The sequence below is a fragment of the Bacillus cereus group sp. MYBKT111-2 genome, assembly GCF_051915205.1.
Lineage (GTDB): Bacteria > Bacillota > Bacilli > Bacillales > Bacillaceae_G > Bacillus_A > Bacillus_A paranthracis.
Genome location: NZ_JBQAEG010000001.1, coordinates 15,134 through 38,270, shown reverse-complemented (window position 1 = coordinate 38,270; position 23,137 = coordinate 15,134). Strand labels below are relative to the sequence as shown.

Genomic DNA, 23,137 nt, shown 5'->3' with positions numbered 1-23,137 from the left:
GGAAAGAAATGAAGTACGTGACGCTTTTACTTCAAGTAGGCGTGCTGTATGTATTTAGTTTAGTTGGTACGTGGATGGAGTATTCCATTTATCAATGCCAGGAAGTTTAATAGGGATGTTAATGCTGTTTCTGCTCCTTTCCACTCGTATTTTACCATTAAAGTGGTTTGAAGAAGCGACAATCGGTTCGGTGACTATGATTGTAACAGGAATACTCATCAGTATATTTATACCATATGGAACGAAATTTATATTTTAAATTGTAATGGAGATGATGAAAGTGACAACATGGTTTATAGTTACATTATTTATTTTTGGTGCCCTTAAAGTACTCGTTTCTAGTATGCCAACTTCAGTTGTAGAATCTATTATTAGTAGATTTGAATTACATCAAAAACTTGATGAGGAGAATACCTCTATATCGATAGATGGAAAAAATATAGAGGGGGAAATGAAACTACAAGTTATTCATGAATTTAATGAAGCTTTATTTTTAGATAAACATTATTTTCCACCGCGCGGGGAAGGAATACCAATCGTCATTGATACGAAAAAAGGGAATAAAGAGATTAGATTTTCTCTATACAGCTATGAGGAACACGTTGACGTAATAAAGCAATATAAGAAGAAAGTCGTTGCCTATCGTTTACGATCTAAAAGCCTTCAAACCCGTGCACCATTAGCAATAACTAAAGATTATGCTTAAGAAGAGATCTATAATGATCTCTTTATTTTTTTATGCAATGATATACTTTCCAAATAAAAAAAAAGAATATCATATAGCCAAATAAAGAGTATGTATGATTCCAATCTACACTATGAGTAAAGAAACCTAATCTTTCAGCAATCTGTTCAAAAATGCTAGCACAAATACCTATTGTAAGAATAAATAGAATCCTAGAAAATACAGATAGGTTTTTTGAAATGTGTATGAAAATTGTTGTTAAAATCGGTAGTACAAACAAAGTAAAGCCTATGTTAACTGAAAATATGGATGAGAATGGTCTAACCGGAAAGGAATATATTTGTTTCGCAACAAAGAAAGCATCTAAGCAAGTGCCGATAATAGAAGAGAGTAAGATTGTAACGACTAATGCGAAAAGGTTATTCTTCTTCTCGAAGGAGAACATTTTTCTTTGCAAGAATGGCCAGTTCAATCTTTTCGAGTGTTTTACAGTAGTCTTCTGTGATTTGTCCATGTATCCTTTCCTCCTTATCAGTTAAATAATGTATGACTTGCCAGTCGTTAAACCAATCTTCATATTCTGCTTCTTCATGTTTCATATTTTTCCATGCATACATAAGTGCAGGGCTATATATACGGTAGGCATCACTTTTTAATTGGCATTTCTTTATTCTTCGTTTATAAAACTCTCTTGAAAAGGATTCATTTACGCTTGAAAATAAATGTGGCCAATAATCTTTTCGTGATCCAGTGTGTGGATGAGTGTCAGCCCATTGTAGTATACGAGCTAAAACATGCTCATCATGAAATAATAGTGCATATAATCTTTTTCCGAGCAAAATTCGTTCGTGTAAGGAAGTGAAGTGTTTCATTGTATCACCAATTAATTTTGTTTTCTGTATAGGCTTTTCTTCGCAGAAAGGGAAGAGGATATGATTAAATTGAAAGAAATCAAAAAGTTTGAATCCAATACTATTTAGTACATTTTTTTTGAAGTGTTTATTTTGAATTACTCTTTTTTCTAAGTAGTTTTGTTCATTAATAATAGTGGAAATAGCTAATATTTGTTTGTTTCCGGTTTTCCAAAAAAAGTTCCACATCGTTTCCATAAATGTTGACACATTGAGATGAGGGAGGAGATAAAAAAGATTTTTGGATTTTTTTACACTCTGTTCATATAACAAAAATTGTGGATACACATCTTGAAAGATAAGCCAATTCCCCCGTTCTAAAAAAGAAAAGAAAGTAAATTGATCTTTCTCAGATAACAACTTCGTATATAAATCCCCCTTTAAATCTGTCATGTTCCAACCGCCGTTACGCGAAACCATATGTCCAAGTAATGCCCAATGTATTTCAGGATACCTTTTGTAAAATTGATAGTAAGCGCGAGTTCTTGTCACATTATTTTGATTTAATAATTTTGTTCTTTCTTTAATTGTATGTATTAATATTTCTTCTTCTTTCGAAAAGGGGTAAAGAAAGTTATTTGCGTTGGTGCATTTTTGTTTTAGCTCATTTTTTATTGAGAAGAGGGATAGGGGAATGTTTTTGTAAAGTTTATGATTTGGATTGTCGTACTGCATGTAATTCCCTCCAATTCAAGTCTGTTATCATAAATATATTAGTAACTACTTACATAAATGATATGTGAAGGAAATGAAAAGTTGCAAAGCACAAAAAAAGAAAGAGGAGACGGGCTCTTCTTCCTTTTTCTTGTATGTATTTGCGCTAATGGTTATAACGAACACCTTTTTTGAGAAGAGTAGAAAATGAATCAGCATGAATAGGCTTGCTGTAGTAGTAGCCTTGAATCAATTGACAATTATTTTTTTGAAGGAAACTCACGTGTTTTTTCGTTTCTACACCTTCAGCGATAACTGACATTCCTAATGTATTTGCTAATGTGATGATTGTTTTAATAATTTCCATTCCATCGTCACATGTTTCAGACATTGTAATAAATTCTCGTGGGATTTTTAACGTATCGATTGGATATAAAGGTAAGTAAGCTAGCGAAGAATAGCCTGTACCAAAGTCATCGATTGAAATATGAATCCCTAAACTTTTTAGTGTACGTAGTTTTATTAATGTTTCTCGCTCATCCATCATTGCAATTCGCTCTGTTAATTCAAGATCGAGAGAACTTGCTGGTAAACCAGTATTTGTTAATGTAGCAGAAATAGACTTTACAAAATCTTCTTGTTCAAATTCTTTAGCAGATAAATTTACACCTATTTTCAAATGTGAATATCCGCTTGTGTGCCAACGTTTCATTTGTTCACAAGCTTGTTGTAGTGTCCATTTTCCTATTGGAATGATTTGTAGCGTTTCTTCTGCAATCGGAATAAACTCGTATGGAGAAATAACACCTAATTCAGGATGATTCCACCTAATTAAAGCTTCAGCACCGATAATTTTGTTAGATTTGCTATCAACTTGAGGTTGATATAAAAGGAACAATTCTTCATTTTGAATTGCATTTGGTAAATCTTTTTCTAATCGTAATCGTCTTTCAATTTTTTTTGCAATTACGTCATCATAAATAGAGACAGAATTAAGTTCTTTTGCTTTCGCATCATACATTGCAACATTAGCGTTTTTCAGAAGTGTAGCGGTATCGATTCCAGAATGTGGATAAATAGCGATGCCGATACTTATTGATAGAGTTAATGTATGTTCATATATGACAAACGATTTTTCCATGCATTTAAATAACTGGTTGCATAACTGGAATAAGGAATCTTCATCAGTATAGTTTTCAATTAAGATTGTAAATTCATCGCCACCGATTCTTGATAGATGAGTATGTGATGGAAGACAGGATTGGAATCGCTTCGCTACTTCTTCTAATATGTAGTCTCCTGCCGAATGTCCAAGTGTATCGTTAACTGCTTTAAAGCGATCTAAGTCCAAATATAATAATGCAAACTCGCTTTCTGTCGTTTTAGCATTTTTTATAATTCTTTTTAATTTCTTATGAAAAAAGGCACGGTTCCCAATTTTCGTTACAGTATCATGGAATGCTAAATATTTTATTTCTTCTTGCTGTTTTTTTAGCGCAGTAATATCTTTCATCATAATATAGCTTCCTGAAATTTGCCCGTCTATCATAATAGGGACGATGGTAACGTATAAAGAATAAGTAAATCCATCTTTATATTGAGAACTAAGTTGTAAGGATGCTGATTCTTGTTGTTTCACTTTTTCTAATGCAGATGCTAGTTTATATTTGTCTTCATCTAAAATAATCGAAAAACAAGTTTCACCAAGTAACTCATCCGTTGGTGCACTGAGTAGTATACTTCCAGCTTTATTTACATTTAAGAATACGCCATTTAAATCAATTGTAAAAATAGGGTCAGGATGATATTCATATAATGATTTGAATTTTTGTTGCTTTTGAGATAGAGCCTCTGATTTATGAACTAAATCTGAAGTTCGTAATCTAACTTTTTCTTCCAATTGGGCATTGAATACTTGTAAACGTTTGGTTAGAGAATTGTTTTGCATACGTACAATAGAATGACGAATGAGTACGAAAATAAAAGCAATACAATTTCCCGTAATGAGAATGGAAGATGCTGTTTGTTCTTTTAACGTAAACCCGATTAGTATTGCAACGGCAAGATAGGGAAATACAACTAAAGCCTTTTTTTCTATTATAGGGTTTACAATGAAATAATTTTTATGACTATTACGATCTTCTGAAATAGATCCAGCTATTGCAATAAGTAATATAGGTATTCTATATAAAAGACGTAATAATGTTATCGTTTCAGTTGATAAATGGTTATGTAAGTAAAAATAAATATAGTTAAAAGTTGCAGAACTTATTAATACAAAAATAAAGATATAAATTTTCCGTTTAGAATTAAAAATTGTTGGACGGAAAAAGAGACTAACACCTAGTAGAAGAAATAATAAATCTGCAATTGGATATAGAAATGAAAGGAAAACATCTCCTAGTGAAAGAGAGAATATATTTAAATTTGGTTGATTAAATAAATACCACTCCAATGTGAATATGGAAGTAAGTACTATGCATATATCACAAATAAAGAACGATTTTTCCCATTTATCGCATTCTTTTAGGATTTTATAGCAGAAAGCGATAAGACAGAAGAGTAGAAAAAGCATATAAAACACATCAGAAATAGTAAAACGATGTATTGGAATTTTGAAGAAGCTCTCTTGATATGTATATACTATTTTTCCTAACAAAAAACTACCAATTGCTATCGTGATACATATCCAAAACGGATTTGAACTAACTTTTTTAGAATATATAGAATAAATGAGTGATACAAATGTAATGGCTTCAACAATAAGGGAAGCGAAGCGTACATCCGAATTTGAAAAATGAGTGGGGAACAGATAGAAAAACATAAAATAGATTGAATAACACATTAATGTTCCAATTAATATACATAGCTGTAAATTTTTATTTAATTTCAATAAAATCACCTTCTTTAATTATGCACTATATTCGTAATATCTATACATAATAATATTATTTAAGAATTGTATCAGATTTCCTTATAAAAATCATGTTTATAAGGAAGTTTTGAAAAGTGTAATTGCTCTAAAAAATGAAAAATATTGCATTTGATAGTATATACTGTATAAAGATTTTAAATAGAAATTGTATATTTAGTCATCTTTTGAATTGTAAAGGTTTTTTAGTGATTTGAAAGTAGAGATGCAAAATTGCATATAAAATGATAAAGGCTTTTTTGAATTTTAATTTTTGACTGATAGAGGTTATTTTAAGTAAGACCTTTGTATGTATTTATTCTTAAGATTTTCACCGTAAGAAATATGAGAAACCTGTTCTGTTATTAGCCGGAAGACAAGATATATCGGTAGGTTATCAAGATATTATAGAAATTATTGATGATTACCCAAGAGCGACATTAGCGGTGTTAGATATGGCAGGGCATAATTTGCAAATTGAACGGCCTGAATTATTTGAGAGTTTAGTAGGAGAATGGATTAGACGAACAAATCAGCAAAGTTTATAAAAAACGAATGAATATTTTCAAGGAGGAAGTATGAATACATATATTTATATGGTTAGGCATGGTGAATCACCAAAATTAGAAGGGAGTGAAAGAACACGGGGATTAACTGAAAAGGGAAGTTTAGACGCTCATAGAGTAACGGACATATTAAAAGCAGAGGCAATTGATACTTTTATTTCAAGTCCGTATAAAAGGGCTGTGTTAACGATAGAAAAAGCAGCCAATTTCTATGAAAAAGAAGTATTAATATATGAAAATCTCAAAGAGTGTATGTTTTTAAGTGAGGATCAGGTTATATCAGATAAAGAAGTGTATCCACTTGTAAAGAAGATGTTCTCTAATCCGGACTTTGCACGAACGGAAGGAGAGTCATATACGGATTGCCAGAGAAGAGTAGTGAAAGTATTAAGAGAAATCTTAATGGATTTTCAAGGACAAAAAATTGTAATTGGTACACATGGGCTTGTCATGACATTAATGATGAACTATTTTGATGAACAATATGATTTTGAATTTTTAATGAATACGTCAAAACCAGATATATATAAGATGGAATTTAATGAAGAACAATTAATGAATGTAGAGAGATTATGGAAAGCGGAATAAAGTTGGTTGTATGGATTTTGTTGTAAAAGTTACTTTTATAGCAAAATCTTTTTTATTTCAATAGAAAGCATTTTTATCAACTATTTTTAGAATGTTAAATCAATAAGTAATTATTCAGTTTCTGAATAATATAATTGAAAGTTGGTTTAAGTAAACAATTTTAAATGTGACAAAACTCCAAACGTTGGATTTATATTCAATAGGAGAAAAAGATGTAGAAGTTTGTCTTACTGTCCTCGTTTACTTTTTATTTCATTACATATAGGCTTTGTGGTGTAAGGGAGGACATCACCTTTACGCAAAATCTATAAGGAGGTCATTGTAATGAAACAAATTAAAAAGTTTGCGGGAGTTGCTTTAGCGGGGACGATTGGATTAAGTGGACTACTGTTTTTAGAACCAAGTATAAGCGCTGCGGAATCACAGCAAGTGAAAGAGGAGAATTTCAATGCAATTGATGTATCGATGAATCTAAATGAATTATATGTATTAAGTGGCAGAAGCATTGATATTCTTTCTGGAGATAAAGAAGCAATTCAGCTAAATAAATACACAATTCGTTTTAGTAAACCCGGGAAGTACGTTATTAGGGTAAATGGTTGTATTTATAACGATGTATATACTTTTATTGTGAATGGTTAGTATATCTTCTTAAATTATGGAATAAAAAAGAAACACCCTATTTGCGGTGAGAATCGTAAATAGGGTGAATTTATTTGTATTAAATTGTACTTTAAACATGTTCACTAATTTTCTTTTTGTTATGTAGAGTATGTAAAAGTGTTTGAAATACCTTAAATGATTGCTGAAAGATTGGACTTTGAATAAAGGTATACAGAAAAGTTACGATAAAAACAGGACCACCTAGCATAAATCCAATAACTAGTACAATGCATTCTACAATGATTCGAGCACGGCTAATAGATAGACCTGTTTTGTCGGAAATAGTAAGCATGAATCCATCACGAGGTCCAGCACCAATTCCAGCCGCAACATACATACCTCCACCGATACCTGTAATGGCAATACCAGAAAATAAAATGAGTAAGTTTATCCATAAATAATCACTAGCGTTTGGAAGAATATTTGATTGTAAGAAAAAGTCCATAATGGGACCGATAAGTAGTGCATTTAAAAATGTTCCCACATTTATATATTTTCGATCTACTAGTAAAGAAATGAGAACGAGACATAACCCACATATGACACTCCACGTACCAATCGTCCATCCAAACCTTTGGTAGAGAGCCATATTTAAAACTTCCCAAGGATGTAAACCGAGAAATTTTACTTTGACTGCAAGAGCATTTCCAAGCCCAAAGAAGATTAACCCTAAGAAAAAAAGAAAATAGCGAAAGAGAGTTAGCCTCATTTTTAAAACCTCCCATATTGTATAATTATGTATATTACATGTAAGGGTTTTAATGTACAAATTTTACGACTTTTCAGCCGGTATTTAAAATAGCTAAAATACAAATGAAATATATGTATTCACAGTCAAAAAAGTTAAAATATTTCGTCTCAAGGATTATAATAGAGAAAGAAGTATAAAAGGGAGTGAATGAATTTGAAACAAGAACTTATTGAAAGATTTACGAGATATGTAAAGATTGATACGCAATCAAATGAAGACAGTCATACAGTGCCAACAACACCAGGACAAATTGAGTTTGGTAAGTTATTAGTTGAAGAGTTAAAAGAAATTGGGTTAACAGAAGTAACGATGGACGATAACGGATATGTAATGGCAACACTTCCGGCTAATACGGATAAGGATGTTCCTGTAATCGGCTTTTTAGCACATTTAGATACAGCAACAGACTTTACTGGAAAAAATGTAAAACCACAAATTCATGAAAACTTTGACGGGAACGCAATTACATTAAATGAAGAGCTTAATGTTGTATTAACGCCAGAACAGTTCCCAGAATTACCGTCTTATAAAGGACATACGATTATTACAACGGACGGTACAACACTGTTAGGAGCAGATGATAAAGCTGGTCTTACAGAAATTATGGTTGCAATGAATTATTTAATACATAATCCGCAAATTAAACATGGGAAAATTAGAGTTGCGTTTACGCCGGATGAAGAAATTGGCCGCGGCCCAGCGCATTTTGATGTAGAAGCGTTTGGCGCTTCATTTGCTTATACGATGGATGGAGGTCCATTAGGTGGTTTAGAGTATGAAAGCTTTAATGCTGCAGGTGCTAAGTTAACGTTTAACGGAACGAATACACATCCTGGAACAGCGAAAAATAAAATGCGTAACGCAACTAAACTTGCTATGGAGTTTAATAGCTATTTACCAGTAGAAGAGGCACCAGAATATACAGAGGGGTATGAAGGATTCTATCATTTACTTTCTTTAAATGGTGATGTTGAGCAAAGTAAAGCGTATTATATTATTCGAGATTTTGATCGTGAAAATTTTGAAGCGCGTAAACATAACGTTGAAAATATTGTGAAGCAAATGCAAGAGAAGTATGGACGAGATGCAGTCGTTTTAGAAATGAATGATCAATACTATAACATGCTTGAAAAGATTGAACCAGTGAGAGAAATTGTTGATATTGCATATGAGGCAATGAAAAGTTTAAATATCGAACCAAATATTCATCCGATTCGTGGTGGAACAGATGGATCACAATTATCGTATATGGGATTACCAACCCCAAACATTTTCACAGGTGGTGAAAACTATCACGGTAAATTTGAGTATGTTTCGGTAGATGTTATGGAAAAAGCTGTTCAAGTTATTATAGAAATTGCAAGACGATTTGAAGAACAAGCTTAAAAAAGAACCAAGTAGTGCAAAAACGCTACTTGGTTTTTTAGTATAATACTCGCCACAAATAAAAAGTTGCGTAAGACTCCCAGTTGATCCAATTTGCCGCAAAATCTTTTATTTCCTGTTTAGTCGGTTTACTTTTAGAACCTGTTATATATTTAATTGCATTGTGCAAACCAACATCGTCAATTGGAAAAGCAGAAGGAAATCGTAAACAACGCATTAAAACATAGTTGGCCGTCCACGGTCCTATACCATGTATAGCAGTTAATCTTTTTTCAGCTTGTTTCACGTCTTGTATTTGCAGTAAAGATTCTTTTGATAATTTTCCTTCTGTAATAAGCTTTGCAATACCGATTAAATATTCACATTTTCTAGTCGTCATTTTTAAATTTTTGAGATCCTCTACGTGTAAATTGGCAATTGTTTCATGTGATGGGAATATCCAATGCTTTCTATCGTTCCATTCTACATAACTTCCAAATGTCTCGACTAATCTTCTTTTTAGTGTATAAGCATAAGTGAGGTTAATTTGCTGCCCGATAATTCCCCAGGAAAGTGCCTCAAATAAGTCTGGAATACCTAAAGTACGAAGGCCATAATATTGTTCAATTGGTCTTTGAAGGAGTACATCATGTTTAGCTAATGTATAAAAGGGAGCTAAATCAGTAGTTAAATCAAACCATTCAGTTACATAGTTAGCTACAGCATCGCGTATCGGTTTTGCAGAGATATAGGTTTCTCCTAAAAAACGTATTTGAATAGTATCATCCGCATTCATACTAATTTCAACTAAAGGATTTACATCGTGAACAGGGATAACTTTATAAATTTTGTTATCTTCAATGTGGAACATACATTCATTGTTAGAACGGGATAGATAGCGTAAATTTTCTTGAAAACTAAATTCTGTTGGAACTGTTAAAGTTAATGCGTTACTATATTCGGCTGTCATATGAATTCCACCTGTAATTTTTCTAATGCAAGCAATTCTTTCTTCATTTCTAATCCCCCTCTAAAACCAGTTAGTTTACCATTCTTTCCAATAACACGGTGGCAAGGAATCATAATGAGAATTGGGTTGGCAGCAATAGCAGACGCAACGGCACGTACCGCTGTAGGTTTTTGAATTTTATCTGCAATTTCTGTATAAGAATATGTTTTTCCATAAGGAATTTCACGTACCGTACTCCAAACAGATAATTGAAATGCAGTTCCGTAAGCAGCGATAGGGGATGTAAAGGTTTCTCTCTTGTTTTCTAAATACTCGATAATTTCTTTTGTATATACTTGTAAGTAATCTGGACTATGGATCAATATATGTTGAGGCAGTTTTTTTCTAGCCCATATATTTACTTCTTCAAAGGTTTCGTTTTGTGATCCAATGAAACATAGTCCAGTTTCAGTTGCAGCAATATGAAACTTCCAATTTGCATGTGTCAGTAGCGTCCAATATATATAATTATTTTTGTAAGAATTCATTATTGTATCCCTCTTTTATTTCATTCTTTTTTCGATATTCAGTAGGGGTAAATCCAGTTTTCTTTTTAAATAAAGTTGCGAAATATTCTGGGTTTTCTATCCCGACGGCAGTACTAATTTCTTTAATGGGTTGATTTGTGTGTAAAAGGTGTTCTGCTGCTTTAACAATTCTGAACTGCTGTATATATTCTATCGGACTTATTCCTGTCATTTTTTTGAAAGTGCGTTGTAAATGAAAGGGGCTACCATGGCACATTTCCGCAAGTATGTCTAGAGTTAATAATTCATCAAAGTGTTTTTCGATATACTCTTTAATTTGTTCTACCCACTCTTCATTAGGTAAAGTGAGCCCATTTGGTTTACAACGTTTGCACGGGCGAAAGTTTTCACTTAATGCTTGCTCTGCATGATGAAAAATTCGTACATTGTTTTTATTCGGTATTCTTGATTTGCATGACGGTCGGCAAAAAACCCCGGTTGATTTCACGGCATAAAAGAATTTGCTATCATAGGAAGAATCATTATGAATAATTGCTTGCCAATGCTCATTTGTTAACGTAACTCCTTCATTGTGCAAAGAACATCACCTCTGAAATTAGTATAACCTGAATAAAGTGTGTATGTATGTATTCATAAATGTAAGAGCAAGATTACAAAGGTGAAAATATTGGATGGCGTTTAGATTATTTTGTTGTTTCCGAGAGAATGAAAGACCAAATAACAGCGGCGAAAATTAATAGTGAAGTAATGGGGTCAGACCATTGCCCAGTTGAATTACATATAAATTTCTAAAAAAAGAAGTATCTACCTAACATGAGGCGGATACTTCTTTTTTAATTCAGTTTGTTAAAATTTTTCAAATCTTTCTTGAAATAATTGCATATTAAATATATAATTAGTAACGATAATCATTATCAATGAAAAAGATTATCAATGGGTGAGGTATAAAAGAATTATAGCTTAGGGGAAGTGAACGAGAATGAGTTCTGGATAGAATTATTAATCTAATAAAATATATATGTAGGACAAGTTTCATATAGTTAAATTTTATTGAGAATATAGTTTGGAAATTCGAGAGGAGATATTTAAAGATGAATAAGAAGTTATTTACATTAGGTATGGTAACAGTTTTAAGTGTAGGACTAGCAGCATGTAATAGTGCGGATAAAACTTCAGGAGAAAAAACTCAACAGACAAAGGCTAGTGAGACGAAAAAAGACGAAAAACGAAAAATTACATATTTAGGTAAAGAATATACAGTGCCAGCAAAAGTAGATAAAATTGCAACAGCTAGTTTAGAGTCAATGGAAGATGCAGCAGTACTTGGAATTAAACCAGTTGGTGCAATTACGGTTGGTGGTAAATTACCAAAGTATCTGGAGAAAGATTTAGAAGGTGCAAAATCTGTTGGTGAGAAAATGCAACCAAATTTCGAAACATTACTTCAATTAAAACCAGACGTTATTACATCTAGTACGAAATTCCCAGCAGAAACAGCTGAAAAGTTTACGAAAGTAGCTCCTACATTCCCGGTATCACATGTTTCAACAAATTGGGAGGATAACTTAAAGTTAATGGGAGAATTAACTGGCAAAAAAGATAAAGCAGAAAAAATTATTAAAGATTACAATGCGGACGCTGAAAAAGCAAAAGCAAAACTAGGTGATAAGTTAAAAGACAAAAAAGTCCTTGTAATCAGACTAAGAGCAAACGAATTATTCCTATACCCAGAAGGAGTATACTTCAACCCTGTAATTTATAAAGATCTTGGATTAACTGTTCCAGAACAATTGAAAACTGTAAAAGCACAAGAGAAAATTTCATTTGAAAAACTTGCTGAACTAAACCCAGATTATATTTTCTTACAATATGAAACAACTGAAAATAAAAACCCGAAAGTGCTAGAAGAAATTGAAAATAATCCAATTTGGCAAAGTATGAATGCTGCGAAAGAAAAGAAAGTATTTGTAAACGTTGTTGATCCAATGGCACAAGGTGGTACTGCTTGGAGTAAAACAGCGTTCTTAAAAGAAGCAGTGAAAAATTTATCTAAATAATACAATAAGTAAGGTGCGTTGAATGATATGCAGAAAACAAATGCAGTACCAGTAACTATATTATGTATAGCACCCATACTCATCTTATTTACAGTTATACTTTCTATTTTGTATGGGGCGAAAAGTATTGATGCTGAAACGGTGTGGAACGCGTTATTTCATTTTGATTCAAGTGATGTAAATCATAATATCATTATTACTTCACGTTTACCAAGGGTAGTTGCAGCTCTTTTAGTTGGAGCATTTCTAGCCATATCAGGAGCACTTATGCAGGGGATGACAAGAAACTATCTTGCATCCCCTTCTATTATGGGTGTGACGGATGGGGCAGCTTTTGTTATTACACTTTGTATGATTTTTCTTCCGGGAATGTCATCGATTGGTATGGTTGTATGTTCAATGATTGGTTCTGCATTAGGAGCCGGTATCGTATTTGGTTTTGGTTCGCTCCTTCAAAATGGTTTATCGCCAGTTCGGTTAGCGATTATTGGGACAGTTATTGGAACATTTTTAAGCAGTGTGTCTGCTGCAATGGCTTCATACTTCCAAATTTCTCAAAATGTTAGTTTTTGGTTTAATGCAAAATTAGACCAAGTAGACCCTAATATCATTAAAATTACGATACCGTTTGGGATAATTGGAATAGTTTTAGCGCTGTTAATATCAAAATCTATTACGATTCTTTCTTTAGGAGAAGAAGTTTCTATTAACCTAGGGCAGCGTACAAAACTAGTTAAAGCGATGGCTATTTTATCAGTTATCTTTTTAACAGGAACGGCAGTTGCTTTAGTGGGGAAAGTTGGTTTTGTAGGTTTAATTATTCCGCACATTACTCGCTTTATAATTGGGGTAGATTATAAGTGGATTTTGCCATGCGCAGGCGTTATTGGCGGCGTTTTTCTAGCGTTATGTGATATTTTAAGTAGGTTTGTAAACTATCCATTTGAAACACCGATTGGAGTCGTTACCTCCTTAATTGGAATTCCTTTCTTCCTTTATTTAATCCGTACAAGAGGAGGAGAGAGACATGCTTAAAAGTTCAAGTCAACGTTTTGGAATGACGATGGGGATTAGTATATTTTTAATACTATGTGCTATTTATATTAGTTTAACGAATGGTACGTTTGATATTACGATTACAGATGTATGTAAAACACTCCTTAGAATAAATCCAGTACCAGACCATGATTTGGTTATTTTTGAGTTTCGTCTCCCGCGCATCATAATTGCGGGATTAGTAGGGGTAGGTCTCGGTGTTGCAGGTGCTGTTATTCAAGGAATTACGAGAAATGGATTGGCAGACCCAGGTATTTTAGGAGTTAATGCAGGAGCAGGAACAGCAATCGTCATTTTTATGTTTTTCTTCCAAGGGCAATTAAAAAGCACAGACTGGGTTTCTATTATGATGATGCCAATGTTTGGTTTAGTAGGCGGATTAGGTGCAGCTATCATCATTTATCTGTTTTCTTGGAAAAATGGTAAGTTAGATTCGCAGCGTCTTTTATTAACAGGGATTGCGATTGGATCAGGATTTGGAGCCTTTTCTATGTATTTATCACTCAAAATGAAGTCAACCGATTTCGAGATGGCTGCAGTTTGGGTGTCAGGCAGTATATATAGTGCAAACTGGAAGTATATTATTGCAATGTTACCGTGGCTTATCATACTGATTCCACTTATACAAAAGAAAGCTTATTTATTAGATTTATTTCAATTGGAAGAAACGAGTATTACAAGTTTAGGTGTTTCAGTAGAAAGAGAGAAATCAATTTTACTACTAAGTAGTATCGGACTTGTAAGCGCATGTGTTGCAGTTTCAGGAAGTATTGGTTTCATCGGATTAATGGCACCGCATATAGCGAAAAGACTTGTCGGTATTCAGCATAAGCATATCATTCCTACGTGCGGAGTAATTGGAATGTTTCTTGTAATTGCTTCAGACTTTATCGCAAAAACAGTTTTCACACCTGTAGAGTTACCAGTTGGAATCGTTATTTCTATTGTCGGTGTACCTTATTTCTTATATTTACTTTATAAGGCGAAAGCGTAAGAGGAGGAATAAAAGTGAGTATTTTAAGTGCGAAAAATTTAGAAACAAGTTATGAAAAGCTTACAGTGTTTCGCGATTTAAATGTGGAAATACAAGAAGGAAAAGTAACGACAATTATAGGACCAAATGGGTGCGGTAAATCGACACTGTTAAAAACGATGGGAAGAATTTTAAAGCAAAAGAGTGGTAAAGTATATTTGCAAGGACAGGATTTACATACAATTCCAACGAAAGAAATTGCGAAGCAGTTAGCTCTACTTCCGCAAACTCCAATTGCACCAGGAGAGCTTAAAGTAGAAGAATTAATTTCTTATGGACGTTATCCACATCGAAATAATGTAAATAAGTTAACTTCAAAAGATAAAGAGATGATTGACTGGGCATTAGATATAACGAAAACTTCTGCATTTCGAACGAGACAAATCGCAAATTTATCAGGTGGTCAACGACAAAAGGTATGGCTAGCGATGGCTTTGGCACAAGAGACAGAAGTGTTGTTATTAGATGAGCCAACTACATATCTTGATATGTCTCATCAATTAGATGTATTACAAATTGTGGAGAAATTAAATAAAGACCATAATTGTACGGTCGTTATGGTATTACATGATATTAACCATGCAGCAAGGTTTTCAGATGAAATTATTGCAATGAAGGAAGGAGAAATCGTTACAACTGGTAGCCCAGAAGAAATCATTACAAATGAAGTGTTAAAAGAAGTATTTCATATTGATGCACGTGTCATGATTGATCCGTATAATGGGTCTCCTGTTTGCTTCGGTTATGATAGCGTTGTATTTCAAGAAGAAAAAGTAGAAATATATGTAACGAGTTAAGAAGGGGGGATATAAGATGAACACTACGATTGAAAAACAGCAGATTGTAACATCTAATACTGAACAGTGGAACATGTATTCAAAATTAGATGGTAAGGAATATCAAATTCATATTTCAAAGCCGAGGCAACCAGCACTGGATTCAGGATATCCTGTCATTTACGTATTAGATGGTAATGCCTTTTTTCAGACATTCCATGAAGCGGTTAAAATACAATCAGTTAGAGCGGAAAAAACAGGTGTTTCACCAGCCATTATAGTAGGTATTGGTTATCCAATCGAAGGGGCATTTTCAGGTGAAGAAAGATGTTATGATTTTACGCCTAGCGTAATTTCAAAAGATGCGGCTTTAAAACCAGATGGTAAACCTTGGCCTAAAACAGGAGGAGCACATCATTTCTTTACTTTTATTGAAGAAGAATTAAAGCCGCAAATTGAAAAGAATTTTGAAATTGATAAAGGAAAGCAAACACTATTTGGGCATTCACTAGGTGGACTATTTGCTTTACATATATTATTTACAAACATAAATGCCTTTCAAAATTATTTTATTAGTAGTCCATCTATTTGGTGGAATAACCAATCTGTGCTTGAAAAAGAAGGGAATCTGATAAATGAATTAAACAAGGCAAAGGTTAAAACAGGAGTATTTCTTACAGTTGGTTCACTTGAACGAGAGCATATGGTTGTAGGGGCAAACGAATTATCAGAGCGCCTTTTCAAAGTAAAACACGATCAGTTTCGATTTACGTTTTATGAGGCGGAAGGGGAGAACCATGCATCTGTTGTACCGACTTCTTTAAGTAAAGGATTGAGGTTTGTTAGTCACATATAGAAGAGGGAAAAGGTGAGCGATTGCTTACCTTTTTTCATTATTGTTTAAAAGCAACGTATCCATCAATTAAAAAGCTAGTGAGAAAGCGAGTAATTTAATATAAACGAGAAACATTCAAATAAACATTTGAATGTTTCTCGTTTATAAGGTATACTACATACATAATCAAATATATATTTGAATAAGAGGTGTTACATATGAGTGAAGAGTATTGTGAACTTTGTTATCATGATGAGCAAAAAGTAAAACATGCAAGTGATATGCTAGAGAAAGAGAAGATAAGTAGTGTAGCGAAGATGTTTAAGGCACTTGCAGATGAAACACGTTTAAAAATTGCTTATGCGTTGTATACAGAAAAGGAACTTTGCGTACGTGATGTCGCAAGTATTATTCATAGTAGTATTGCAACAGCTTCACATCACTTAAGACTATTACAAACGATAGGATTGGCGAAAAAGCGTAAAGAGGGGAAACTTGTTTTTTATTCATTAGATGACTCTCACGTAAATGGATTAATTGAATTAGCGTTTAGTCATAGTAGTGAAATAAAGAAAAAAGAACTAAATATGTAACAATGCATTTTCATAAAGATACTTCTTTATGAAAATGCAACTTTCAAAGGAGAGGAGATAATAAGTATGGTTAAACTTGTATTAATAAGACATGGACAAAGTGAATGGAATGTTGAAAATCGGTTTACAGGTTGGACAGATGTTGATTTATCAATGAAAGGTATGAAAGAAGCAAGAGAAGCTGGAATAATGCTGAAAGCTAATGGTTTCTCGTTTGATATCGCATATACATCTGTTTTGAGAAGAGCGATGCGTACTTTATGGATTACTCTCGAAGAAATGGATTTGATGTGGATACCTGTTCATAAAACATGGAAATTAAATGAGCGACATTACGGTGCGCTTCAAGGATTAAATAAGGAAGAAACAGCGAGAAAATATGGCGATGAACAAGTAACATTATGGAGACGTTCAACAAATGTACGCCCACCAGCACTTACAAAAGATGACGAAAGATATGAAGCAGCACATCCGAAATATAGAGATGTAAAAGATTATGAGTTTCCTCTTACAGAAGATCTAGAAGATACAGAAAAACGAGTTGTTTCCTATTGGAATGAAGAGATAGCTCCTAACGTAAAAGCTGGTAAACAAGTAATTATAGCAGCACACGGCAATACAATACGTGCTTTAGTAAAACATTTAGATCAAATTTCAGATAAAGATATAGAAAATGTGAACATTCCAACAGGAACACCATTGGTTTATGAATTAGATAGCGATTTAAAACCGATATGCTATTATTATTTAACTAGAGAAATAGAAACTTTAGAAGGAAGTTTGGTATAAATATACCCTACCTACGTATTGTATATTTATATCGGAGGTGATTTATAGTGTTATATTATACGGTTGTAAATAAAAAGAATTGTGAGGCATGTGGACTATGTATTTCTATAGCACCTGATATATATCAGGTAGACGGAAGAGGAAAATCATTTGGTGTATTAGATAATAACCAAGGAATAATGGGTATTCCAAAAACTTTCTTGCAAGCAATGTTGGCGGCAAGTGACGGCTGTCCAACAAGTTCGATTCAAATAAGAAAAGAGCCATTTGTAAATAAAATAAAAATTTAATAGTGGAATTATGAAAGACAAACAAAATTAAAAGGAGGTATTTATATGGGACATCATCACGGTCACCAACATCATGGGCATGCTCACGGGCATTCCCATGGCCATCATCATTTTGAGGAAAGTAGGAAAGGTAACAGAAAAGGATTAATTACAGCCTTAGTGATTACAGCAACTATCATGTTCCTTGAATTTTTCGGGGGACTAGTTACAAATAGTTTGGCTTTATTATCTGATTCAGGACATATGTTAAGCGATACAAGTTCCTTATTATTAAGTTTAATTGCTATTGGATTAGCAGCTAGAACGGTTACTTCTAAAAAAACGTATGGATATTATCGTTTTGAGATTTTGGCGGCATTAATTAATGGAATTACGTTATTTGTTGTAGCAGGGCTTATCGTATGGGAAGCAATTGGTCGGTTTTTTGAACCACCAACTGTTTCAAGTGGTCCAATGATGTTAATCGCATCAATTGGTTTACTAGCAAATTTAATTAGTGCATGGGCACTGATGAGACAAGGTGATGTGAAAAATAATGTAAATTTACGTAGCGCGTATTTACATGTTCTTGGAGATGCTTTAGGGTCAGTGGGAGCATTAGTAGCTGGGGTACTTATGTCGTTATTCTCATGGTATATAGCAGATCCAATTATTTCAGTAGTTGTTGCTTTATTAATTTTAAAGAGCGCGTGGGGAGTAACAAAACATTCCATTCATATACTTATGGAGGGTACACCCGTTGCAATTGAACTAGAGAAAGTGAAGCAAGCGATTAAAGGAGTAGAAGGTGTACGTGATTTACATGATCTTCATATTTGGACAATTACATCTGGACTAGACGCATTAAGCGTCCATGTAATGATTGATAAAAAACAGGATGATCAAGAAGTACTTCAAAATATTATTGATATGTTAAAACAAGAGTTTCATATTGAACATGCTACCATTCAAATTGAAACACTTACTATTAAACATAATGAAATGATCGTCTAATTAAATGTAAGCAAAAGGCTATGGGGAAATTCTCCATAGCCTTTTGTTTGCGTAAGTAGAATTGTCCTTTTTGAAAGTTTTGTTTCAATTTTTCGTCTAAAGAGACAAAAAGTTGTCACAATTCGTTCACAATTAGCATAAACATAAAATAGACGAAATGAACTTATTTCCGAAAAGGCTTGGTTCATTCCAATTATGATTCGTAGAGCTGAAAAAGCACGGATGAAAAGTTCACTATATTCTCAAGGAGGTAGATCGTATGAAAACTATTCTCGCTATCGCTGGACTTATTTGGGTTTTATCGCATGGTATCCCAATTTATGAAGGAGAACAAATTCGCAGTGCTCTAAATAAAAATTTTAATGAATATCATATCATTGATCGGCAAGATAATGTTGTGACAGTTCGTGTAAATGACTGTTTTCATACGGTAACCGTTGAAGGAACTTCAGTAGTGAATGATACAAAAGTATGTGATCAGCAATAATTATATATAGGAAGAAAAAGTCTCAATTTACATGTGTGAAGATTGAGGCTTTTATATTTGGGAATGAATAATAAGCGGGGATGGACAACCCTCGCTTATTATTGTTTTTTGAAAAAAGGAAAGGGTATAATGAAAATTAAGACTGAGAAGCTAACAATGTGTTAAGAATAATCATAAAGTGGAAATATACTCATATGGGGTATCATGCATAGATATTTAATGCTATAATTGGTATACTCGTAAAAGTAATTGTTTTATTGGATGAAGAGAAACTTTAAGAAGGTGATAATATGGGGCATAAAGAGCATGAAGCAGTAACACATAGATCAGAAAAAGAAAAAGAGCAAATTATAAATAGATTGAAGAGAATTGAAGGGCAAGTTCGGGGTATTCAAAATATGATTGAAAATGATCGGTATTGCGTGGATATTTTAGTGCAAATTTCAGCGATTAATGCAGCGATGAAAAAAGTAGGAATGGGTGTATTAAAAAACCATACGAGTCATTGTGTTTCAGGTGCTATTAAAGATGGCAATGGTGACGAAGCAATCGAAGAATTAATGACAGTATTTGAACGTTTTTCAAAAGCGTAAAAACAAGCTAGTGTGTAACTAGCTTGTTTTTTGTTTATCCTTGTATTGGTGTGAAAAAGTGTGTGTAAAATAAACTTTTAGAAAATAATTGAAAAATCATGATAAAAAATCATTGATTACCTTAGGGGGGTATGGTAAGATGTAACTGTGATTAACAAACAATGAATAAACAAGAGGAGGATTTTAAATGGAACAGTTAACATTACAAGTTGAAGGTATGTCTTGTGGACATTGTGTAAATGCTATCGAAAGCAGTGTGAAAGAGCTAAACGGTGTTGAACAAGTGAAAGTTCAATTAGCAGAAGGAACTGTTGAAGTTACTATCGACTCGTCAGTTGTAACATTAAAAGATATCGTTGCTGTAATTGAAGATCAAGGATACGATGTTCAATAATTATTTTTAGATATGGAAATAAATCGTACTTTATAGGAAGTACGATTTATTTTGCTAATAATTATACCTCATAAGGGTATATAGAGGTGAGAGACATGAATGAACAAAAAGAGGCCAATCTTCAAATATCAGGAATGACATGTGCAGCATGTGCAAATAGAATTGAAAAAGGCCTAAAAAAAGTAGAAGGTGTTCATGATGCAAATGTAAATTTTGCACTTGAAAAAACGAAAATAATATATGATCCCCAAAAAACAAATCCGCAACAATTTAAGGAAAAAGTTGAATCGTTAGGATATGGAATTGTAAGTGATAAAGCTGAATTTACTGTTTCAGGAATGACATGCGCAGCATGTGCCAATAGAGTAGAAAAGCGTTTAAATAAGTTAGAAGGTGTGAACGGGGCGACAGTAAATTTCGCTTTGGAATCAGCTACAGTAGATTTTAATCCTGATGAAATTAATGTAAATGAAATGAAGAGTGCAATTACGAAATTAGGATATAAATTGGAAGTGAAATCAGATGAGCAAGATGGATCAACTGATCATCGCTTACAAGAAATTAAGCGACAAAAGAAGAAGTTTATTATTTCGTTTATTTTATCATTCCCGTTACTGTGGGCAATGGTAAGTCACTTCTCATTTACATCGTTTATTTATTTACCTGATATGCTTATGAACCCTTGGGTGCAGCTAGCTCTTGCAACGCCAGTTCAATTTATCATTGGTGGACAGTTTTATGTTGGGGCTTATAAAGCGTTACGTAATAAAAGTGCTAACATGGATGTTCTTGTGGCACTTGGAACGTCGGCCGCCTATTTCTATAGTGTATATTTAAGCATTCAATCTATCGGTTCTTCGGAACACATGACAGATTTATATTTTGAAACGAGCGCGGTACTTATTACACTAATTATTTTAGGTAAATTATTTGAAGCAAAAGCAAAGGGACGTTCATCAGAAGCAATTAAAAAGTTGATGGGTTTACAAGCAAAGACAGCTACAGTTGTGCGAGATGGAACAGAAATGAAAATTTTAATCGAAGAAGTAGTAGCTGGTGATATCGTTTATGTAAAGCCTGGTGAAAAAATTCCGGTAGATGGTGAGATTGTAGAAGGAAAGTCAGCAATAGATGAATCGATGTTAACAGGTGAAAGTATTCCAGTTGATAAAACAATTGGGGATGTAGTAATCGGTTCTACAATGAATAAAAATGGATTTTTAAAAGTGAAAGCAACTAAGGTAGGAAGAGATACTGCATTAGCTCAAATTATTAAAGTAGTAGAAGAGGCTCAAGGTTCAAAAGCTCCTATTCAAAGGGTAGCAGATCAAATTTCAGGTATTTTCGTACCGGTTGTAGTTGTGATTGCTATTATTACATTTGCAGTGTGGATGATATTTGTTACACCAGGTGATTTTGGCGGAGCACTTGAGAAAATGATAGCAGTACTTGTTATCGCTTGTCCATGTGCATTAGGTCTTGCGACACCTACATCTATTATGGCTGGATCAGGAAGATCAGCTGAGTATGGTATTTTATTTAAAGGCGGAGAGCATTTAGAAGCAACGCATCGATTGGATACAGTTATTCTAGATAAAACAGGTACTGTGACAAATGGAAAGCCAGTGTTAACGGATGTAATTGTCGCAGATGGATTCAATGAAGAAGAAATATTACGTTTAGTAGGTGCGGCAGAAAAAAATTCTGAACACCCACTTGCAGAAGCGATTGTAGAAGGAATTAAAGAAAAGAAAATTGATATTCCAAGTTCAGAAACGTTTGAAGCGATTCCTGGATTCGGTATTGAATCAGTCGTAGAAGGGAAACAATTATTAATTGGTACACGCCGATTAATGAAGAAATTCAATATTGATATTGAAGAAGTTTCTAAATCGATGGAAGAGTTAGAACGAGAAGGCAAAACAGCAATGCTTATTGCAATTAATAAAGAATATGCTGGTATAGTGGCTGTTGCAGATACTGTAAAAGATACTTCAAAAGCAGCTATTACAAGGCTTAAGAAAATGGGTCTAGACGTTGTGATGATTACAGGAGATAATACGCAAACTGCTCAGGCGATTGCGGGGCAAGTTGGTATTGAACACGTAATTGCAGAAGTATTACCAGAAGGAAAAGCAGAAGAAGTGAAAAAACTTCAAGCGCAAGGTAAGAAAGTAGCAATGGTTGGAGACGGAATAAATGATGCTCCAGCACTTGCAACGGCGGATATCGGTATGGCAATTGGAACAGGAACGGATGTAGCGATGGAAGCGGCAGATATTACGTTAATTCGTGGCGATTTAAATAGTATTGCTGATGCAATCTTTATGAGTAAGATGACGATAAGAAATATTAAGCAAAATTTATTCTGGGCACTAGCTTATAACGGCTTAGGAATCCCAATTGCAGCGCTTGGTTTCTTAGCGCCTTGGGTTGCAGGAGCAGCGATGGCATTTAGTTCTGTATCGGTCGTATTAAATGCATTACGATTGCAAAGAGTGAAGTTAAAATAATAAAAATGTAAATTTATAGAGTAATTTCATAGGCTTTTAAACAAAAAACAATACTTTGAAATAAGTATTGTTTTTTGTTAATATAGAAAGAAAAAAGATATAATAAAGCAGAAATATTGAATCATAAATGGTAGAAA

General features: G+C 33.5%; 24 protein-coding genes and 3 pseudogenes. 20 read left to right on the top strand and 7 right to left on the bottom strand.

Annotated elements, in window-relative coordinates; translation table 11 throughout:
• Positions 1–8: 8 nt before the first annotated feature.
• A pseudogene (locus tag ACTFNE_RS00215) lies at positions 9–205 on the top strand (CidA/LrgA family protein); the annotation flags it as partial.
• A 75-nt stretch (positions 206–280) separates the two neighbouring features.
• Positions 281–706 (top strand): YfmQ family protein, encoded by a 426-nt coding sequence (locus ACTFNE_RS00210; protein ID WP_000214617.1) that lies wholly within the window; start codon positions 281–283, stop codon positions 704–706.
• A gap of 22 nt (positions 707–728) precedes the next feature.
• Here ACTFNE_RS00210 and ACTFNE_RS00205 read toward each other — a convergent pair whose 3' ends face one another.
• The 3 genes from ACTFNE_RS00205 to ACTFNE_RS00195 form a co-directional block, all read right to left on the bottom strand.
• Positions 729–1,199, bottom strand: coding sequence for a CBO0543 family protein (locus ACTFNE_RS00205; RefSeq protein WP_014297950.1), 471 nt, complete (start codon positions 1,197–1,199; stop codon positions 729–731).
• The gene (locus tag ACTFNE_RS00200) at positions 1,105–2,271 is read right to left on the bottom strand and encodes a DUF2515 domain-containing protein (protein ID WP_046198525.1); all 1,167 of its coding nucleotides are present in this window, start codon (positions 2,269–2,271) and stop codon (positions 1,105–1,107) included. Before ACTFNE_RS00200 ends, ACTFNE_RS00205 begins: the two co-directional genes overlap by 95 nt.
• A gap of 145 nt (positions 2,272–2,416) precedes the next feature.
• Positions 2,417–5,143: an EAL domain-containing protein gene (locus ACTFNE_RS00195; protein WP_439997953.1), complete on the bottom strand. Its 2,727-nt coding sequence runs from the start codon at positions 5,141–5,143 to the stop codon at positions 2,417–2,419.
• Positions 5,144–5,487: 344 nt separating this feature from the next.
• Between ACTFNE_RS00195 and ACTFNE_RS00190 the strand changes: the two are divergent.
• From ACTFNE_RS00190 to ACTFNE_RS00180, 3 genes and pseudogenes are all read left to right on the top strand, one after another.
• A pseudogene (locus ACTFNE_RS00190) lies at positions 5,488–5,709 on the top strand (alpha/beta fold hydrolase); the annotation flags it as partial.
• Between the two features lie 30 nt (positions 5,710–5,739).
• The gene (locus ACTFNE_RS00185; protein ID WP_001099569.1) at positions 5,740–6,315 is read left to right on the top strand and encodes a histidine phosphatase family protein; all 576 of its coding nucleotides are present in this window, start codon (positions 5,740–5,742) and stop codon (positions 6,313–6,315) included.
• Positions 6,316–6,639: 324 nt separating this feature from the next.
• Positions 6,640–6,957, top strand: a complete 318-nt coding sequence (locus ACTFNE_RS00180) for a hypothetical protein (protein ID WP_000809488.1) — start codon at positions 6,640–6,642, stop codon at positions 6,955–6,957.
• A gap of 91 nt (positions 6,958–7,048) precedes the next feature.
• Here the strand turns inward: ACTFNE_RS00180 and ACTFNE_RS00175 are convergent, their stop codons facing one another.
• The gene (locus ACTFNE_RS00175; RefSeq protein ID WP_001241263.1) at positions 7,049–7,687 is read right to left on the bottom strand and encodes a YczE/YyaS/YitT family protein; all 639 of its coding nucleotides are present in this window, start codon (positions 7,685–7,687) and stop codon (positions 7,049–7,051) included.
• A 195-nt stretch (positions 7,688–7,882) separates the two neighbouring features.
• On the opposite strand from ACTFNE_RS00175, the gene pepT reads away from it, so the two are divergent.
• Complete coding sequence (pepT, locus tag ACTFNE_RS00170; protein ID WP_000806991.1) at positions 7,883–9,115, top strand: peptidase T; 1,233 nt, start codon at positions 7,883–7,885, stop codon at positions 9,113–9,115.
• Between the two features lie 37 nt (positions 9,116–9,152).
• On the opposite strand, the gene alkA is transcribed toward pepT, so the two are convergent.
• From alkA to adaA, 3 genes are read right to left on the bottom strand one after another with little or no spacing between them, the layout of a single operon-like run.
• The gene (gene alkA, locus ACTFNE_RS00165) at positions 9,153–10,064 is read right to left on the bottom strand and encodes a DNA-3-methyladenine glycosidase II (RefSeq protein WP_046198527.1); all 912 of its coding nucleotides are present in this window, start codon (positions 10,062–10,064) and stop codon (positions 9,153–9,155) included.
• Positions 10,061–10,591 carry a methylated-DNA--[protein]-cysteine S-methyltransferase gene (locus ACTFNE_RS00160; RefSeq protein ID WP_046198528.1) on the bottom strand — a complete coding sequence of 177 codons (531 nt, stop codon included), beginning with the start codon at positions 10,589–10,591 and terminating at the stop codon, positions 10,061–10,063. The genes alkA and ACTFNE_RS00160 overlap by 4 nt, the downstream gene beginning before the upstream one ends.
• Positions 10,572–11,168: a bifunctional transcriptional activator/DNA repair enzyme AdaA gene (adaA, locus tag ACTFNE_RS00155; protein WP_046198529.1), complete on the bottom strand. Its 597-nt coding sequence runs from the start codon at positions 11,166–11,168 to the stop codon at positions 10,572–10,574. Before adaA ends, ACTFNE_RS00160 begins: the two co-directional genes overlap by 20 nt.
• A gap of 77 nt (positions 11,169–11,245) precedes the next feature.
• Between adaA and ACTFNE_RS00150 the strand changes: the two are divergent.
• The 14 genes and pseudogenes from ACTFNE_RS00150 to ACTFNE_RS00085 form a co-directional block, all read left to right on the top strand.
• Positions 11,246–11,383 (top strand): annotated as a pseudogene (locus ACTFNE_RS00150) (exodeoxyribonuclease III); the annotation flags it as partial.
• A gap of 299 nt (positions 11,384–11,682) precedes the next feature.
• Positions 11,683–12,648: an iron-hydroxamate ABC transporter substrate-binding protein gene (locus tag ACTFNE_RS00145; protein ID WP_046198530.1), complete on the top strand. Its 966-nt coding sequence runs from the start codon at positions 11,683–11,685 to the stop codon at positions 12,646–12,648.
• Positions 12,649–12,675: 27 nt separating this feature from the next.
• Positions 12,676–13,683, top strand: a complete 1,008-nt coding sequence (locus tag ACTFNE_RS00140; RefSeq protein WP_001173060.1) for a FecCD family ABC transporter permease — start codon at positions 12,676–12,678, stop codon at positions 13,681–13,683.
• Positions 13,676–14,698 carry a FecCD family ABC transporter permease gene (locus ACTFNE_RS00135; protein WP_046198531.1) on the top strand — a complete coding sequence of 341 codons (1,023 nt, stop codon included), beginning with the start codon at positions 13,676–13,678 and terminating at the stop codon, positions 14,696–14,698. The genes ACTFNE_RS00140 and ACTFNE_RS00135 overlap by 8 nt, the downstream gene beginning before the upstream one ends.
• 14 nt (positions 14,699–14,712) lie before the next feature.
• A complete protein-coding gene (locus tag ACTFNE_RS00130) occupies positions 14,713–15,534 on the top strand; it encodes an ABC transporter ATP-binding protein (RefSeq protein WP_000025757.1) in 822 nt (273 codons plus the stop codon).
• A gap of 16 nt (positions 15,535–15,550) precedes the next feature.
• Positions 15,551–16,369 (top strand): alpha/beta hydrolase, encoded by an 819-nt coding sequence (locus ACTFNE_RS00125; protein WP_001098336.1) that lies wholly within the window; start codon positions 15,551–15,553, stop codon positions 16,367–16,369.
• 197 nt (positions 16,370–16,566) lie between these two features.
• On the top strand, positions 16,567–16,941 hold the full coding sequence (locus ACTFNE_RS00120) for an ArsR/SmtB family transcription factor (RefSeq protein WP_001288310.1): 375 nt from the start codon (positions 16,567–16,569) through the stop codon (positions 16,939–16,941).
• A 66-nt stretch (positions 16,942–17,007) separates the two neighbouring features.
• Positions 17,008–17,730 carry a 2,3-diphosphoglycerate-dependent phosphoglycerate mutase gene (gene gpmA / locus ACTFNE_RS00115; RefSeq protein WP_000240140.1) on the top strand — a complete coding sequence of 241 codons (723 nt, stop codon included), beginning with the start codon at positions 17,008–17,010 and terminating at the stop codon, positions 17,728–17,730.
• A 47-nt stretch (positions 17,731–17,777) separates the two neighbouring features.
• The gene (locus ACTFNE_RS00110) at positions 17,778–18,020 is read left to right on the top strand and encodes a ferredoxin (RefSeq protein ID WP_000967685.1); all 243 of its coding nucleotides are present in this window, start codon (positions 17,778–17,780) and stop codon (positions 18,018–18,020) included.
• Between the two features lie 45 nt (positions 18,021–18,065).
• On the top strand, positions 18,066–19,013 hold the full coding sequence (locus ACTFNE_RS00105) for a cation diffusion facilitator family transporter (RefSeq protein ID WP_000509822.1): 948 nt from the start codon (positions 18,066–18,068) through the stop codon (positions 19,011–19,013).
• A 259-nt stretch (positions 19,014–19,272) separates the two neighbouring features.
• The gene (locus ACTFNE_RS00100) at positions 19,273–19,500 is read left to right on the top strand and encodes a hypothetical protein (protein ID WP_000849103.1); all 228 of its coding nucleotides are present in this window, start codon (positions 19,273–19,275) and stop codon (positions 19,498–19,500) included.
• Between the two features lie 290 nt (positions 19,501–19,790).
• Entirely contained in the window at positions 19,791–20,093 is a 303-nt protein-coding gene (locus ACTFNE_RS00095; RefSeq protein WP_000509876.1) for a metal-sensing transcriptional repressor, read from the top strand.
• A 187-nt stretch (positions 20,094–20,280) separates the two neighbouring features.
• Positions 20,281–20,487: a copper chaperone CopZ gene (gene copZ / locus ACTFNE_RS00090; protein ID WP_000436976.1), complete on the top strand. Its 207-nt coding sequence runs from the start codon at positions 20,281–20,283 to the stop codon at positions 20,485–20,487.
• A gap of 95 nt (positions 20,488–20,582) precedes the next feature.
• Complete coding sequence (locus ACTFNE_RS00085; RefSeq protein ID WP_046198532.1) at positions 20,583–23,000, top strand: heavy metal translocating P-type ATPase; 2,418 nt, start codon at positions 20,583–20,585, stop codon at positions 22,998–23,000.
• Positions 23,001–23,137: the final 137 nt, after the last annotated feature.